Below are 13,081 nucleotides of genomic sequence, written 5' to 3'. Positions count from 1 at the left end.
ATGGAGACGCGACGGCTCGAGCTCTTCGTCACGCTCGTGGATGCCGGGGGCTTCAAGCAGGCCGCCGACAGCCTCTTCATCACGGCACCGGCCCTGTCGCAGCAGATCTCGCGCCTGGAGAAGGACGTCGGCGTCGCGCTGATCGACCGCACGACGCGACCGATCACGCCGACCGAGGCCGGCCGCGAGTTCTACTACCGCTGCCGTCGGGTGCTGGAGGCGATGCAGCACATCACCCAGCTGCTCGACGACCAGCGCAGTCACGAGTTCGGCCGCGTCCGGGTGGGCATCGTGCCGGCGATGATGTTCAGCTCGCCGGCGCGCGCCGTGCGCCAGTTCATCCGCGCGCATCCGACCGCGACCGTGCAGGTGCGCAGCATCCCCACCTCGCTGCTGGTCGACGAGCTGGAGCAGGGGTCGATCGACGTGGCGATCCTGCTGACCGAGCCGGATCTGAAGGACCTGTCCTCGACCGCCCTGTTCGGCGAGGAGTACCTGGTCGCGCTGCCCGACGACCACCAGCTCGCCGACGTCGACGAGGTGGACTTCGCGATGCTGCGCAACGAGCGGATCCTGCAGGGCCCGCGCACCGCGAACCCCACCGGGTACGACGCGGTCGTCACGGCCTGCATGCGCGCCGGGTTCTCCCCGCGATCGCTCGAGGTCATGGGCTCGTACCTCGACCAGGCCGCGATGGTGTCGGCGGGGATGGGCGTGTGCTTCATCCCTAAGTCCCTGTCGGACATCCCCCAGCACAACGTCGTCTACCGCACCCTCGTGAACCCCTCGGTGGGACTCACGACCTCGATCTCCTGGTTCGACCGTCGCCTCGACGCGGTCGGCCGGGCGTTCGTGCAGCACTGCATCACCGAGCTCTCCATCCCGGAGAGCCTCATCTCGAAAGAAGGAGCATCATGAAGTTCGCGATCGGCCAGATGGTCTCGGGCGACGACAAGGCCGCGAACCTCGCGGAGATCACCCGGCTCACGGAGGAGGCGGCGGCCAGCGGCGCACGTCTCGTCGTGTTCCCCGAGTTCGCGATGTACGACGTGCCGAACCTCGACTCGGCGTTCGTCGAGCAGGGCGAGGCTCTCGACGGCCCGTTCGTGACCGGTCTCGCCGAGCTGTCGCGACGAACGGGCGTCGCGATCGTCGCGGGCATGCTCGAGCGCATCGACGACGAGCCGCGCGGCTACAACACCCTCGTGCTCGTCACCCCGGACGAGGGCCTGTCGCGGGTCTACCACAAGCTCCACCTGTACGACGCGTTCGGGTTCCTCGAATCCGACCACATCCGCCCGGGGGACATCGAGGGCCCCGTGACCTTCACGATCGACGACGTGAAGGTGGGGATGCTGACCTGCTACGACCTCCGCTTCCCCGAGGTCGCACGCGAGCACGCCGACGCCGGCGTGGACCTGCTGCTGTACCCCGCCGCATGGATGCCCGGGGCCCGCAAGGAGGACCACTGGAACACGCTTGCCCGCGCCCGCGCGATCGAGAACACCCTGTACGTCGCCGCCGTCTCCCAGGGCCCCGGCGTCGGCACGGGCGGCAGCATCATCGTCGACCCGATGGGGATCACGCTCGGCGAGATCGGGGAGTCGAGCGGCATCGCGGTCGCCGACGCGACTCCGGCCCGCATCGCGCAGGTGCGCGCCGTGAACCCCTCGCTCGCCAACCGCCGCTTCACCGTCGTCGCATCCGTCTGACGCCGCCACCCCGCACCACCGAAAGGAACATCATGACTCACACACTCAAGCAGGGGGCCTGGCTCTCGGACGGCAGCAGCGCGATCGGCGAGATCGTCGCGGGCCTCGGCTACGACTTCGTCGTGCTGGACATCGAGCACGGCTCGTTCGACCTCGCGATCCTCGAGCGGTTCATCCCGCTGCTCAAGGGCCTGGGCCTCGAAGTGCTCTCGAAGGTGCTCGTGCCCGAGCGCGGCGCGATCCAGCAGGCCCTCGACTTCGGCTCCGACGGCGTCATCATCCCGCACATCGAGGGTCTCGAGCACGCGAAGCGCATCACGGACTTCGCGAAGTTCCCGCCGCTCGGCTCCCGCAGCCTCGCGGGCGGCCGCACCATGGGCTACCGCGGCTACTCGGACGAGTGGATCGCCGCGCAGGACCGCGACATCAAGGTCTTCCCGATGGTCGAGGACCCCCGCGCCCTGCAGGACGTCGAGGGGATCGCGGCGCTGCCGACCGTCGACGGCATCTTCATCGGCCCCGGCGACCTCGCCGCCATGAGCGGTCGCGGCGCGTACCGGCAGACCGAGGCGGACTTCGACGACTTCCGCCGGGTGATCGCCGCCGCCCGCGCGAACGACAAGCCCTGGGTGCTCCCCGCCTGGACGACCGTCGAGAAGGAGTTCGCTATCAAGGAGAACGCCGATTACGTGCTGCTGACCATGCAGCACGCCGCGATCTCGGAGGGCTACGGCAACGCCCGCGCCCTCATGGACGGGCTCATCGCCGACGCCTCCGTCACCGTCTCGTCCTGACCCCCGCCACGCCCCCTCCCCCGTCGGAAGGGGTGAGAGATGGAGAACGCCTCCGAAGCCGTCGCTTCGGAGGCGTTTTCCATCTACGAACGACCTCACAACCCGGCATCCCGCGTCGTCATCAGAGGGGAGGCGCACTCCGCGCCCCCATCGACGAGGGAGAAGACGTGTCGCACGTGAACATCGGCAAGACCTACTCGGGCCCGTACAAAGCCATGCTGGACTTCAACGACCAGGCCGTGGCCGCGGGGAAGGACGCCGGGCTGTCGCCGCTGCTCGTCGAGCTGGTCAAGGTGCGGGCGTCGCAGCTCAACGGCTGTGCGTTCTGTCTGCGGATGCACTGCGCCGACGCGATCGCTGCGGGCGAGACCGCGGATCGGCTCGCCGTGGTCGCCGGCTGGTGGGAGTCGCAGTACTTCAGCCCCGAGGAGCAGGCCGCGCTGCAGATCGCCGAGCACGTGACGATGATCGGCGACCACGGGCGTCTCGTCGACCGCGGGGTCGACGTCGACGGCATCCTCTCCGAGAAGCAGATCGCGGCCGTGACCTGGCTCGCCGTCGTGATCAACAGCTGGAACCGCATCGCGATCTCGAGCCACTACCCGGTGCACCCGTAGGGCGCCGCGCTCGGGCGGCGCCGGGGTCACTGCGCGGGCAGGCAGCCGCCGTCGAGGATGTACCCGCCGACCTCGACCCTGACCGCATCCGCGTTGACCCCGCCGAACACGCAGCCGCCGTCGGGCGCCGCAGCACCGAACTCCACCGCGCCCGAATCGCCGCGCGCCGTGATGTCGGACAGTCCCGCATCGCGTGCGGCGTCCTCCACGGCCTCGGCCGAGATCGCCCCCGACGAGCGGATGCTCTCGAGCGACGTCCGCAGCTGGGAGGCGGCGTCGTCGGCCGCGGCCTGCGCACCCTCGGGCATCTCCATCCGCTCGCGGTGCCGATCGTTCTGCGCCATGCTGTGCTCGGGATCGTAGGGCGCGCACTCGGGCGGCAGGTCGATCCCCTCGACCTGCGGGCAGGCCGCGGTGGGCATCGGGCTCGCGCTCGCGCCGGCGCCCGGCGCGGCCACCGCGCATCCGCAGATCAGCAGTGCCGTCGCCGTCATCAGGGCGACCGCAGTCGGCACCCGCATCCGCCCCTGCCGGCCGCCTCGCGTCACGCTCATGTCGTCATGCAACCACAGGTCGGCGGTGCGGGCGAGCATCTGTGCGCCTCATCGACCGCGGCGTCAAGACCCTTCTGCGAACCCGGTGCGACGGCGAGACTGCGGAGATCCGATCGATGGGAGCTCCCGATGACCGTGCTCGCGCACTCCGCGCTCGACAGCATCGCCGCCCGCGGCCCGATCAGCGAGGCCGTGCTGGCGCAGCTGCAGGGACGTGCCGACATCCCGCCCTCCGAGGTCGCGACCGGCGCGCTCGCGACGACGACCGACATCGTCCGCGACGACGACGTGCAACTCGCGCTCTTCCTCCTGTACGCCTCGTCGTACGGATCGCTGACCGGCCTGGACCCGGCACGCGAATGGGATGCCGAGCTGATCGCGACGCGTCTCACGCTGGAGGCCGCGTTCGAGGCCGCGCTGCGCGCATCCGTCCCGACGCCCGACCTGCCCGAGCCCTCGATGGATGCCGTCGGACGCGCCCTGTTCGCGCTGGCCGAGGCCGACACGGGACCGAGCCTCTCGCGGTACCTCGCGAAGAAGGCCACGCGCGACCAGTCCACCGAGTTCTTCATGCTGCGATCCATCTACACGCTCCGCGAAGCCGACCCGCACTCCTGGGCGATCCCGCGACTGCACGGCCGGGCGAAGGCGGCGCTGGTGGAGATCCAGTCCGACGAGTACGGCGGCGGTCGGCCGGACCGCGTGCACGCCGAGATCTTCGCGCGCGCCATGCGCGGTGCGGGTCTCGACGACGCCTACGGCACCTACGTCGACGATGCCCCCGCGATCACGCTCGCCTCGCACAACACCATGTCGCTGTTCGGCCTGAACCGGAGGCTCGTCGGCTCGATCGTCGGCCACCTCGCCGCGTTCGAGATGACCTCGTCGATCCCGAACCGCCTCTACGCCGAAGGGCTCCGGCGTCTCGAGTACGGCGACGACGTGACGGACTACTTCGACGAGCACGTCGAAGCGGATGCCGTGCACGAACAGATCGCCGCCCGTGACCTCGCCGGGGCGCTCGCGGAGGACCAGCCCGAGCTGCTGCCCGACATCATGTTCGGCGCCGCCGCGTGCCTGGCCGTCGACGGATGGGCGGCCGGCCACATGCTCGACTCCTGGCAGCGCGGGGAGTCCGCGCTGCGGACCGGGGCGGGACGATGAGCCACGAGGACGAGGTGACCATCACGGCCTACCCCGACGGGCCGCTGCTCGTGCGAGGTCGGGTCGACCTTCTCGGCGACGACGGCACGCCGGTCGAGCAGCGACGCCGCACCGTCGCGCTGTGCCGCTGCGGGCTGTCGACGATCAAGCCGTTCTGCGACGGCACGCATAAGGCCGCGGGGTTCCGCACCGACGTGTGACGTCGTCATCGGCGTCTCTCGCCGCACCCGGTCGGGCGGAGATCTCGCGTTCCGAAGGACGAATTCCCGCATCCGCTCCTTCCGAACGGGAGATCTCCTTCGTTGCGTGCGCCCCTGTGCCGCGAGACCCCGGGATCAGAGGTCGAGGAGGAGATCGTGCAGCGCTCCGGCCGCGGCGAGGAGCTTCACGCTGCGCTGCGAGAGCGCCGCGAGGCGTTCGGTCAGCACCCGCTCCGCATCGGCCGTGAGACCGTGCTCGCGCACCTGGTCGAGCACGCCCGCGATGAGCGGGATCCCGTAGCCTCCCGCGCGCAGCGCGGCCACGATGCGCGCCTCGGTGATCGCGGCGGATCCGTATGAGCGCACGACAGAGGTCCGGCTCGGTCGCACAAGGCCTTCGCGCTCCCAGTGCCGCAGCGCCGATGCGCGCACGCCGAGCGCGACGGAGAGCTCGGTGATCGTCATCGCGTCGGCATCCTCGAACACGTCGTCGACGTCGGCCACCGCAGCGTCCAGCCCGCGCAGCGCCTCCCGGACCCGCCGGCGCTCCTCGGCGAGCTCCGCGTGCAGCGCATCGATGCGCTCAGCCGCGCCGTCGAGCGTGGCCGCGATCAGCTCGGGCATGAGGATCCGCGCGGGCACCGGGCCGATCGCCGCGGCGAGATCGCGGTAGGCGCGCAGCGCGACGGCATGACGGCCCCCGTAGCGGCGGTAGCCGTTCGCACCACGGTCGGCTCGCGGCAGCACGCCCAGCCGTTCGAGGTCGCGCACCTGCTGCGTCGAGTAGCCGACGAGCCGACCCAGCTGCGCGGTCGTGTGGACGACTTGAGGGTCTTCCATGCTCAGCTCCCGTCTTTCCGGACTCGGAGTCCACATAAGCACGTCAACTTCATCATTGAGGAATGGACATGCAGACGATCATCCGACACATCCGCGGGCTCGACGGCTCACTCGTGATCGTCCCCGAACCGGGCGGCACGTTCCCACCGCTCGCCGTGGGCGATGCGTTCTTCTACCACGCACCCGACGGACGGATGCCGGAGCGCACCCAGCCGTACGCCACGATCATCACGAAGGACTACCCCGACGACACGTCATCCTCCCTCGACCTCTCAGGACGGTTCCGCGTCAACATCCACGTCGGGCGCGACCGCGTGCACGATCTCGCCGACCCCGCGTCGGACCCGTCCGACGGAGACGTCATCGTGCGGCATCCGCTCTACGGCGACGCCGGCTGGGTGAGCGTCGTCGCGCCGGGCGCGCGCACATCGTCGACGGTCCTCGCCCTGTTGAGCGAGGCGCACGACGCCGCTCGCGCGCGCTCGGAACGGCGCTCCCGGTGACCGGCCCCGCGAAGCGGCTGTCTCCGCAGACTCTGCCCGAACCCGAACGACGCCTGCTCGCCCTGTGGGCGGCCGCCTGCGCGGAGCGGGTGCTCTGGCTGTTCGAGCGGGACGCACCCGACGACGACCGACCACGCGACGCGATCGCCCGAGCCCGGGCCTACGGCCGCGGAGAACTCGACACCGCGGGCCAGATCCGCCGCCGACTCGAGGCGGGACGTGCTGCGGCGAGCGCGACGACCCCGGCGGGAGTCGCCGCAGCGCGATCCGCCGCCCAAGCGGCCGGTGTCGCTCACATGGGCGCGCACGCCCTGGGCGCGGCGGCCTACGCGATCGAGGCCGTGAGCCTCAGCGCGCCGGAGCAGGCCTCCGACGAGATCGATGCGCAGCTGCGTCTGCTCGACCACGCATCGACGACGGCTCTCGGTCGACTCCCCCTGCTCGGCGACGACGGGACGGGCCCCCTCGGGCCGGGACTGCTGGCGCGAGGAGTCCGCGGCGATGCCGTCCGCGCGATCCAGGCACGGCTGCGACCCTGAGGACCGAACGCTCACCACTCCCACTCGAGCACGATGCTGCCCGGGCCGAAATCGAACTCGACATGCGACGCGCTGTTCCCGACGAGCGGCACGGTGAAGCTGCGCTCCGGTCCGTCCTCCTGCACGGTCACGACGCAGCGTCGGGGGAGGAACTCCGGATCGAAGTAGATGAACACGCCGACCTCGACCTCGGGGCGCACCGCGACCAGACCCTGCACCGTACTGGTCGCTCCGGGCTCGTATCGATGATCCGTCGTCTCCCATTCCGTCATCGCGATCTCGCCGCGCTGCAGGGGAGAATGCAACCGCACGGTGGGCCGTACGAGCCGCTGCTGCCAGTCGACGACGATGTCGACCAGCTCGCATCCGATCAGCCCGCGGAGCACGGGGGCCGCCACCTCCGCCGGCTCGATGGTGGTGAACGCCGCGACCTCCTGGGCGCCGTCGATCCGTGCCTGCCAGGCGTTGCGAAGGACATTGCGCGTCAGCTGACCGCTCGCATCGATGTACGAGATCATCATCGCCGACCGCTCGGACAGCTCGCGCGAGGCTCCCTCGTCGGTGACCTCGTTGTGGCCGAGGCCGACGAAGCTCGCGAACGGCACGTTGCGGTCCTCCGGCACCCGCCGACGCCGGGTCAGCAGCCCGGCCAGCGCCGCCTCCTGCAGGCCCAGCAGCTCCTCCAGCTCGCGCACCACGTCCGCCGACGCGTCCGTCCCCGGCCGCCGGGCCCCCGACTGCCAGAGCGACAGCGTCGCGACGCTGACCTCATGGCCCCGATGCCGCAGCCGCTGCTGCAGGCTGCGCAACGAGACACCCCGTCGCCGTACGGCGTCTCGCAGGGCATCGGCGAACTCCTGCGGCCCATGACCGGAGGGCGGCTCCTCGACAGCATCCACTTCGCGATCCCCTTCGCGTCAGAGACACGGCGTGTCCCCCGCCGATGCCCCGATTGTCGCAGACGCCGCGGCTTCAGCCCTGATTCAGCGTGCGCACGCCACACTGGAGGCATGCGGATCCTGGTGGTGGACGACGAGGTGCGTCTGGCGGATGCCGTGCGCCGAGGCCTCGAAGCCGAGGGCTTCGCGGTCGACGTCGCCCACGACGGCGTCGACGGCCTGTGGCGTGCACGCGAGAACCGCTACGACGCGATCGTGCTCGACCTCATGATGCCCGGCATGAGCGGCTGGAAGGTCTGCGAGGCTCTGCGCGCCGAGGAGAACTGGACCCCCGTGCTCATGCTCACCGCGAAGGACGGCGAGTGGGACCAGGTCGAGGCACTTGAGACCGGGGCCGACGACTACGTCACCAAGCCGTTCTCCTTCGCGATCCTCGTCGCCCGTCTGCGTGCCCTCGTGCGGCGCGGAGCCGTCGCTCGTCCGACGATCCTCGAGGCGGGCGACCTCCGCCTCGATCCCGCCGCGCACCGCGTGTGGCGCGGCGACACCCTCATCCCGCTGACCGCCCGTGAATTCGCGGTGCTCGAGCACCTGATGCGCCATCGCGGCCAGGTGCTGTCGAAGCGGGCGCTCATCGACGGCGTATGGGACGACGACTTCGACGGAGACCCGAACATCGTCGAGGTGTACGTCGGCCATCTGCGCCGCAAGCTCGACAAGCCGTTCGGCCGGGAGGCGATCGAGACGATCCGCGGCGCGGGGTATCGACTGGCGGCCGACGGTGGCTAGTCGCGGCTGGCGCTCCGTCCGCGGCAGGACGACTCTCGGCGCGACCGCCGTCGTCGCGGTGGCGCTGCTGGTCGGGGCGTTCACGTTCTACGGCATCTTGGGCGCCAGCCTGCGTTCCAATGCGGAGCGCGCCGCCGAGCAGCGCGCGGAAGAACTCGGCGACCGCCTCGACGGACCCGGAGGTCGCGAGATCGGCATGCTGGACGACGAGATCGTGCAGGTGATCGATCGCAGCGGAGCCGTGCGGGCCGCAAGCGAGGAGGCGCAGGACGAGATGGGAACCACGCCCCTGCCGTTCGGCGAGGACCCCCGCACCGTGACGATCGACGACAAGCCGATGCTCGTCGTGTCGGAGGATCTCAAGGGCGACGAGACCCTTGTGCTCGCGGTGCCGCTCGACGACGACGATGACGCGTTGCAGACCGTCGCGCTGCTGCTCGCGGTCGCGGTGCCGTTGCTGCTCGTCCTCGTGGCGATCACGACCTGGCTGGTGGTCGGGCGCGCCCTCAGACCGGTGACCCGCATCCGCGAGGAGGTCGACGGCATCACCGCAGAGCGCCTCCACCGACGGGTCGAGGTGCCGGCGTCTGCCGACGAGATCGCCGCGCTCGCCACCACCATGAACGGCATGCTCGATCGGCTCGACGCCGCAGCGACCGCTCAGAGGCGGTTCGTCTCGGATGCCTCGCACGAGCTGCGCTCCCCGCTGGCGACGATCCGTCAGCACGCCGAACTCGCCCAGGCGCACCCCGCGACCACGAGCATCGGCGAGCTGGCCGAGGTCGTGTCGGACGAGGGCCTGCGGCTGCAGGGGATCGTGGAGTCGCTGCTGCTGCTCGCCCGCCTCGACGAAGGAGCGACGAGCCTCACGGAATCGGTCGACCTCGACGACGTCGCCCTGAGCGAGGTGCGGCGGCTCCGCGCGCGCGGTCTCGACGTCGACGGTTCGGGGATCCAGGCGGCGCGAGTGCACGCGGATCCGCGGTTGATGGGACAGCTGCTGCGCAACCTCGCCGACAACGCCGCCCGGCACAGCGTCGGGCGGATCGCGATCGGGGTGACGGAGTCCGCGGGGACCGTGTCCGTCACGGTCGAGGACGACGGTCGCGGTGTTCCTCCCGCGGAGCGCGAGCGGATCTTCGAGCGGTTCGTCCGTCTCGACGAGGCACGCAGCAGGGATGCCGGGGGCAGCGGCCTCGGGCTCGCGATCGCGCGCGGCATCGCCACCGCGAGCGGCGGAACCGTCACGATCGACGACTCGCGCTGGGGCGGTGCGCGGTTCGTCGTCCGCCTCCCGTCGGCCTGACGCTCCGCATCCTGAAGAGGTCTTCAGGTCGTTTCAGGAACGCTTCAGCGCTCCCCGGGCACCATCGGAGACATGAACGACAAGAACCCCACCCCGGACGAATCCTCGACCCCGGATGCGCCGACGGTTCCCGTCGCCCCGGCATCCGACCTCCCGACTCAGCCGCAGACGCCGATCGCCGAGCAGCCCGCCGCCGATGCGGCGCCCGCTCAGGCCGCCGCTCCGAAGAAGACCGGCCTCACCCGTGGCCTGCTCATCGGCGGAGGCATCGCGGCCGCCGTGATCCTCGTCGGCGGCGGCATCGCCGTCGGCGCCGCGATCGCGGACGAGCACGACGACGACCGCGCCCCGTTCTCGGACGGCCCGCGCGACGACGACCAGGACCGCGGCGACCGAGGCCAGGGTCAGGATGACCGACCAGGGGACGGTCCTCGCGACGACGGCCCCGGCGGGCCCGGCGCCGGCGGACCGGTCACCGGCATCGGCTCCGACTCCGCCGACGAGATCGTCGAGATCGCGAACGCCGCGCGAGGCGCAGCCGACGGCGAGGTCACCTCGATCGACGCCAAGCGCGACGGGTCCTGGGAGGTCCAGCTCACCGGATCGACCGGAGGTGAGACCGAGGTGCGCGTCACGGCCGACGGCACCGCGACCGTGGTGTCCTCCGACGACGAGGACGACGACGACACCGCCCCGACCCACGTGCTCGACGAGGCGGCCATCCGCGCGCTCGTCGCAGCCGCGCTCGACGAGGCCGACGGGCTCCTCACCGACCTCGACGCCGACGACGACACCTCCAGCCCCTACGACGTCCGCGTCGTGACCGACGACCGGCGCTCGATCGAGATCGACTTCAGCGCCGACTTCGCCGTCGTCGGGACCGACACCGACGACTGACCGGATGCCGCGGCGCACCGCCCGGCATCCGTCCCCTCCCCCCCCGGGGAACCGTGCCGCCGACCGCCCGAGGTCGGCGGCACGGTCGTGCGCGGCGCCGTCGCCCGCGACTACGCTGGCACTCATGGCCACCCCCGAACCGACCGACGTGTCCATCGGCGGCGACATGATCCGCCTCGGACAGTTCCTGAAGTACTCCGGGCTGCTCGACTCCGGCGGCGACGCCAAGGAGGTCGTGATCGACGGCTTCGTGAAGGTCAACGGCGAGGTCGATCGACGGCGAGGACGCCAGCTGCACGACGGCGACCTCGTGTCGTTCGAGGGTCGCACGGTCCGCGTCCGGCCCTGACCCCGCACGAACCCCTCTTCGGCACGCACGCGTGTAACCCACGCCCCGCCCTGCGCGCAAGGCGTTTGCGGGCTCACGGCGGCAGATCGACCATGGACGCATGCCCGCCGTCCACGCCGCCCGCCCGATCGAGTCGTACGCGCCGATCGGCGACGGACGCACGGTCGCGCTGATCGCCGACGACGGGCGCATCGACTGGCTGCCGCTGCCGGGCCTCACCGACCTGCCGGTGTTCGCGCGTCTGCTCGACGACACGACCGGCGGATGCCTGGAGCTGCGGCCCGACGGGGACTTCCGCAGCACCCGGCGCTATGTGCCGGACACGAATGTCCTCGAGACGACGTTCACGACCGACGATGGCTGCGTGCGCGTGACCGACGCGCTCGTGTCCGGCGTCGCCGGGCGGCTGCCCTGGGCCGAGCTCGCGCGGCGCATCGACGGGCTCGAGGGCCGCGTGCGGATGCGGTGGCACGTGCAGCCCGGATCCTCCCTGCAGACCGCATCCCCCTGGCTCGAGCGCACGGAGCTCGGCGAGATCATCCGCAGCGGCGAGACCGCGCTCGCGGTGGTCGGCTTCGAGCACGGCCCCGCGAAGGCCGACGGAGAGGGCCACTCGGGACCCGTGCTGGACGGCTCGTTCACGACCTCGCCGGGTTCCCGGCACCTGATCGCCCTCGCGGCCACGCACGACGAGCCGCTGCACCTCCCCGACCCGCACAACGTCGACGACGGCATCGATCGCACGATCGCGAACTGGCAGCACTGGTCGCGCGTGTTCTCGTACGACGGACCGTGGCGCGACATGGTGCAGCGCAGCGCCCTCGCCCTGAAGCTGCTCATCCACAGCCCCTCCGGCGCGATCGCCGCCGCCGCGACCACATCGCTGCCGGAGAACCCCGCCGGCGGCAAGAACTGGGACTACCGGCACGCCTGGGTGCGCGACCTGGCATACACCGCACACGCGCTCGTGCGGTTCGGTCTGCGCGAGGAGACGCACGCCGCGCTGTCGTGGCTGCTGCGCACGATCCGCGCCCACGGCTCGGACCTGCACGTCATGTACACGCTCGACGGCGGACTCGTCCCCGAGCCCACCGAGTACGACGTCTCCGGCTGGCAGGGCATCGGCCCGGTCGTGACGGGCAACCCCGCCGGCGAGCAGCTGCAGCTGGGCGTCTACGGCGACCTCCTGGCGATCTGCCGCACGTACGTCGACGCCGGCAACGTGCTCGACGTCGAGACCGGACGGATGCTGTCGCGCATCGCCGACCGCACGTGCGACGTGTGGCGCAACCCCGACTCGGGCATGTGGGAGCTGCCCGAGGAGCGACACTACACCTCGTCGAAGATGGGGTGCTGGAAGGCGCTCGAGGACGCGATCGCCCTCGCCGAGGCGGACGCGATCCCGGGGAGTGCCGAGCGCTGGCGCGCGGAGCGCGAGCGCATCCGCTCCTGGATCGACGAGCACTGCTGGTCGGAGGCGCGCGGAGCCTACGTCTTCTACTCGGGAAGCGACGAGCTCGACGCATCCGTGCTGCTGCACGCGCCGAGCGGCTTCGATCGCGGCGAGCGCATGTCGTCGACCATCGACGCGCTGAGCGTCGAACTCGGCGCCGGCTCGCTGCTCTACCGCTACAGCGGGGTGTCGGCCGAGGAGAAGACGTTCGTCGCCTGCGCGTTCTGGCGGGTCGAGGCCCTCGCGTGCGTGGGTCGCCACGACGAGGCGATCGAGCGCATGGAGAAGCTGCTCACGCTCGCGAACGACGTCGGGATCTACGCCGAGATGATCGACGCCGACGACGGCTCCGCCTGGGGCAACACCCCGCAGGCGCTCAGCCATCTGGCGTTCCTGACCGCCGCGATGACCATGCGCGAGGTCATCCCTCCCGCGAAGCTGCGCGGCCGCTGACCCGACCGCCCG

16 protein-coding genes are annotated in these 13,081 nt (G+C 71.1%); 13 read left to right on the top strand and 3 right to left on the bottom strand.

The window, feature by feature from the left end:
- The 4 genes from MRBLMX7_RS10545 to MRBLMX7_RS10530 all read left to right on the top strand — a co-directional run bounded on the left by MRBLMX7_RS10545 (position 1) and on the right by MRBLMX7_RS10530 (position 3,123).
- Positions 1-918 (top strand): LysR family transcriptional regulator, encoded by a 918-nt coding sequence (locus tag MRBLMX7_RS10545; protein WP_363368289.1) that lies wholly within the window; start codon positions 1-3, stop codon positions 916-918.
- A complete protein-coding gene (locus MRBLMX7_RS10540; RefSeq protein ID WP_363368287.1) occupies positions 915-1,712 on the top strand; it encodes a carbon-nitrogen hydrolase family protein in 798 nt (265 codons plus the stop codon). The genes MRBLMX7_RS10545 and MRBLMX7_RS10540 overlap by 4 nt, the downstream gene beginning before the upstream one ends.
- Positions 1,713-1,744: 32 nt before the next feature.
- Positions 1,745-2,506, top strand: coding sequence for an HpcH/HpaI aldolase family protein (locus MRBLMX7_RS10535; RefSeq protein WP_050723615.1), 762 nt, complete (start codon positions 1,745-1,747; stop codon positions 2,504-2,506).
- 167 nt (positions 2,507-2,673) lie between these two features.
- Positions 2,674-3,123, top strand: a complete 450-nt coding sequence (locus MRBLMX7_RS10530) for a carboxymuconolactone decarboxylase family protein (protein ID WP_363368285.1) — start codon at positions 2,674-2,676, stop codon at positions 3,121-3,123.
- Between the two features lie 26 nt (positions 3,124-3,149).
- Here MRBLMX7_RS10530 and MRBLMX7_RS10525 read toward each other — a convergent pair whose 3' ends face one another.
- Positions 3,150-3,716 (bottom strand): hypothetical protein, encoded by a 567-nt coding sequence (locus MRBLMX7_RS10525; RefSeq protein ID WP_363368283.1) that lies wholly within the window; start codon positions 3,714-3,716, stop codon positions 3,150-3,152.
- Between the two features lie 90 nt (positions 3,717-3,806).
- Between MRBLMX7_RS10525 and MRBLMX7_RS10520 the strand changes: the two genes are divergently transcribed.
- Both MRBLMX7_RS10520 and MRBLMX7_RS10515 read left to right on the top strand, forming a co-directional pair.
- Entirely contained in the window at positions 3,807-4,841 is a 1,035-nt protein-coding gene (locus MRBLMX7_RS10520) for an iron-containing redox enzyme family protein (protein ID WP_363368281.1), read from the top strand.
- Positions 4,838-5,041: a CDGSH iron-sulfur domain-containing protein gene (locus tag MRBLMX7_RS10515; RefSeq protein WP_050723611.1), complete on the top strand. Its 204-nt coding sequence runs from the start codon at positions 4,838-4,840 to the stop codon at positions 5,039-5,041. The genes MRBLMX7_RS10520 and MRBLMX7_RS10515 overlap by 4 nt, the downstream gene beginning before the upstream one ends.
- A gap of 135 nt (positions 5,042-5,176) precedes the next feature.
- Here the strand turns inward: MRBLMX7_RS10515 and MRBLMX7_RS10510 are convergent, their stop codons facing one another.
- The gene (locus MRBLMX7_RS10510) at positions 5,177-5,881 is read right to left on the bottom strand and encodes a MerR family transcriptional regulator (RefSeq protein WP_363368280.1); all 705 of its coding nucleotides are present in this window, start codon (positions 5,879-5,881) and stop codon (positions 5,177-5,179) included.
- A gap of 62 nt (positions 5,882-5,943) precedes the next feature.
- On the opposite strand from MRBLMX7_RS10510, the gene MRBLMX7_RS10505 reads away from it, so the two are divergent.
- Complete coding sequence (locus tag MRBLMX7_RS10505; protein ID WP_363368278.1) at positions 5,944-6,384, top strand: DUF6194 family protein; 441 nt, start codon at positions 5,944-5,946, stop codon at positions 6,382-6,384.
- Positions 6,381-6,923, top strand: a complete 543-nt coding sequence (locus MRBLMX7_RS10500; protein ID WP_363368276.1) for a putative immunity protein — start codon at positions 6,381-6,383, stop codon at positions 6,921-6,923. The genes MRBLMX7_RS10505 and MRBLMX7_RS10500 overlap by 4 nt, the downstream gene beginning before the upstream one ends.
- A gap of 11 nt (positions 6,924-6,934) precedes the next feature.
- On the opposite strand, the gene MRBLMX7_RS10495 is transcribed toward MRBLMX7_RS10500, so the two are convergent.
- Positions 6,935-7,822, bottom strand: coding sequence for a hypothetical protein (locus tag MRBLMX7_RS10495; RefSeq protein WP_363368274.1), 888 nt, complete (start codon positions 7,820-7,822; stop codon positions 6,935-6,937).
- A gap of 111 nt (positions 7,823-7,933) precedes the next feature.
- Between MRBLMX7_RS10495 and MRBLMX7_RS10490 the strand changes: the two genes are divergently transcribed.
- From MRBLMX7_RS10490 to MRBLMX7_RS10470, 5 genes are all read left to right on the top strand, one after another.
- On the top strand, positions 7,934-8,611 hold the full coding sequence (locus tag MRBLMX7_RS10490) for a response regulator transcription factor (RefSeq protein ID WP_363368272.1): 678 nt from the start codon (positions 7,934-7,936) through the stop codon (positions 8,609-8,611).
- On the top strand, positions 8,604-9,917 hold the full coding sequence (locus tag MRBLMX7_RS10485) for a sensor histidine kinase (protein WP_363368270.1): 1,314 nt from the start codon (positions 8,604-8,606) through the stop codon (positions 9,915-9,917). Before MRBLMX7_RS10490 ends, MRBLMX7_RS10485 begins: the two co-directional genes overlap by 8 nt.
- Before the next feature lie 72 nt (positions 9,918-9,989).
- A complete protein-coding gene (locus MRBLMX7_RS10480) occupies positions 9,990-10,814 on the top strand; it encodes a hypothetical protein (RefSeq protein ID WP_363368268.1) in 825 nt (274 codons plus the stop codon).
- A 124-nt stretch (positions 10,815-10,938) separates the two neighbouring features.
- On the top strand, positions 10,939-11,163 hold the full coding sequence (locus MRBLMX7_RS10475) for an RNA-binding S4 domain-containing protein (protein WP_363368266.1): 225 nt from the start codon (positions 10,939-10,941) through the stop codon (positions 11,161-11,163).
- Between the two features lie 100 nt (positions 11,164-11,263).
- Positions 11,264-13,069 carry a glycoside hydrolase family 15 protein gene (locus tag MRBLMX7_RS10470; protein ID WP_363368264.1) on the top strand — a complete coding sequence of 602 codons (1,806 nt, stop codon included), beginning with the start codon at positions 11,264-11,266 and terminating at the stop codon, positions 13,067-13,069.
- The last annotated feature ends 12 nt before the right edge of the window (positions 13,070-13,081 follow it).

Source organism: Microbacterium sp. LMX7-1.2 (assembly GCF_040675935.1).
Taxonomy (GTDB): Bacteria; Actinomycetota; Actinomycetes; order Actinomycetales; family Microbacteriaceae; genus Microbacterium.
The sequence above is the reverse complement of the archived record's forward strand: the minus strand, read 5'-3'. Positions and strand labels throughout refer to the sequence as shown.

Coding starts and splice junctions, on each gene's coding strand:
- MRBLMX7_RS10545 (WP_363368289.1), top strand. CDS start 1: ATGGAGACGCGACGGCTCGAGCTCTTCGTCACGCTCGTGGATGCCGGG.
- MRBLMX7_RS10505 (WP_363368278.1), top strand. CDS start 5,944: ATGGACATGCAGACGATCATCCGACACATCCGCGGGCTCGACGGCTCA.
- MRBLMX7_RS10525 (WP_363368283.1), bottom strand. CDS start 3,716: ATGCTCGCCCGCACCGCCGACCTGTGGTTGCATGACGACATGAGCGTG.
- MRBLMX7_RS10515 (WP_050723611.1), top strand. CDS start 4,838: ATGAGCCACGAGGACGAGGTGACCATCACGGCCTACCCCGACGGGCCG.
- MRBLMX7_RS10510 (WP_363368280.1), bottom strand. CDS start 5,881: ATGGAAGACCCTCAAGTCGTCCACACGACCGCGCAGCTGGGTCGGCTC.
- MRBLMX7_RS10480 (WP_363368268.1), top strand. CDS start 9,990: ATGAACGACAAGAACCCCACCCCGGACGAATCCTCGACCCCGGATGCG.
- MRBLMX7_RS10490 (WP_363368272.1), top strand. CDS start 7,934: ATGCGGATCCTGGTGGTGGACGACGAGGTGCGTCTGGCGGATGCCGTG.
- MRBLMX7_RS10535 (WP_050723615.1), top strand. CDS start 1,745: ATGACTCACACACTCAAGCAGGGGGCCTGGCTCTCGGACGGCAGCAGC.
- MRBLMX7_RS10520 (WP_363368281.1), top strand. CDS start 3,807: ATGACCGTGCTCGCGCACTCCGCGCTCGACAGCATCGCCGCCCGCGGC.
- MRBLMX7_RS10475 (WP_363368266.1), top strand. CDS start 10,939: ATGGCCACCCCCGAACCGACCGACGTGTCCATCGGCGGCGACATGATC.
- MRBLMX7_RS10470 (WP_363368264.1), top strand. CDS start 11,264: ATGCCCGCCGTCCACGCCGCCCGCCCGATCGAGTCGTACGCGCCGATC.
- MRBLMX7_RS10540 (WP_363368287.1), top strand. CDS start 915: ATGAAGTTCGCGATCGGCCAGATGGTCTCGGGCGACGACAAGGCCGCG.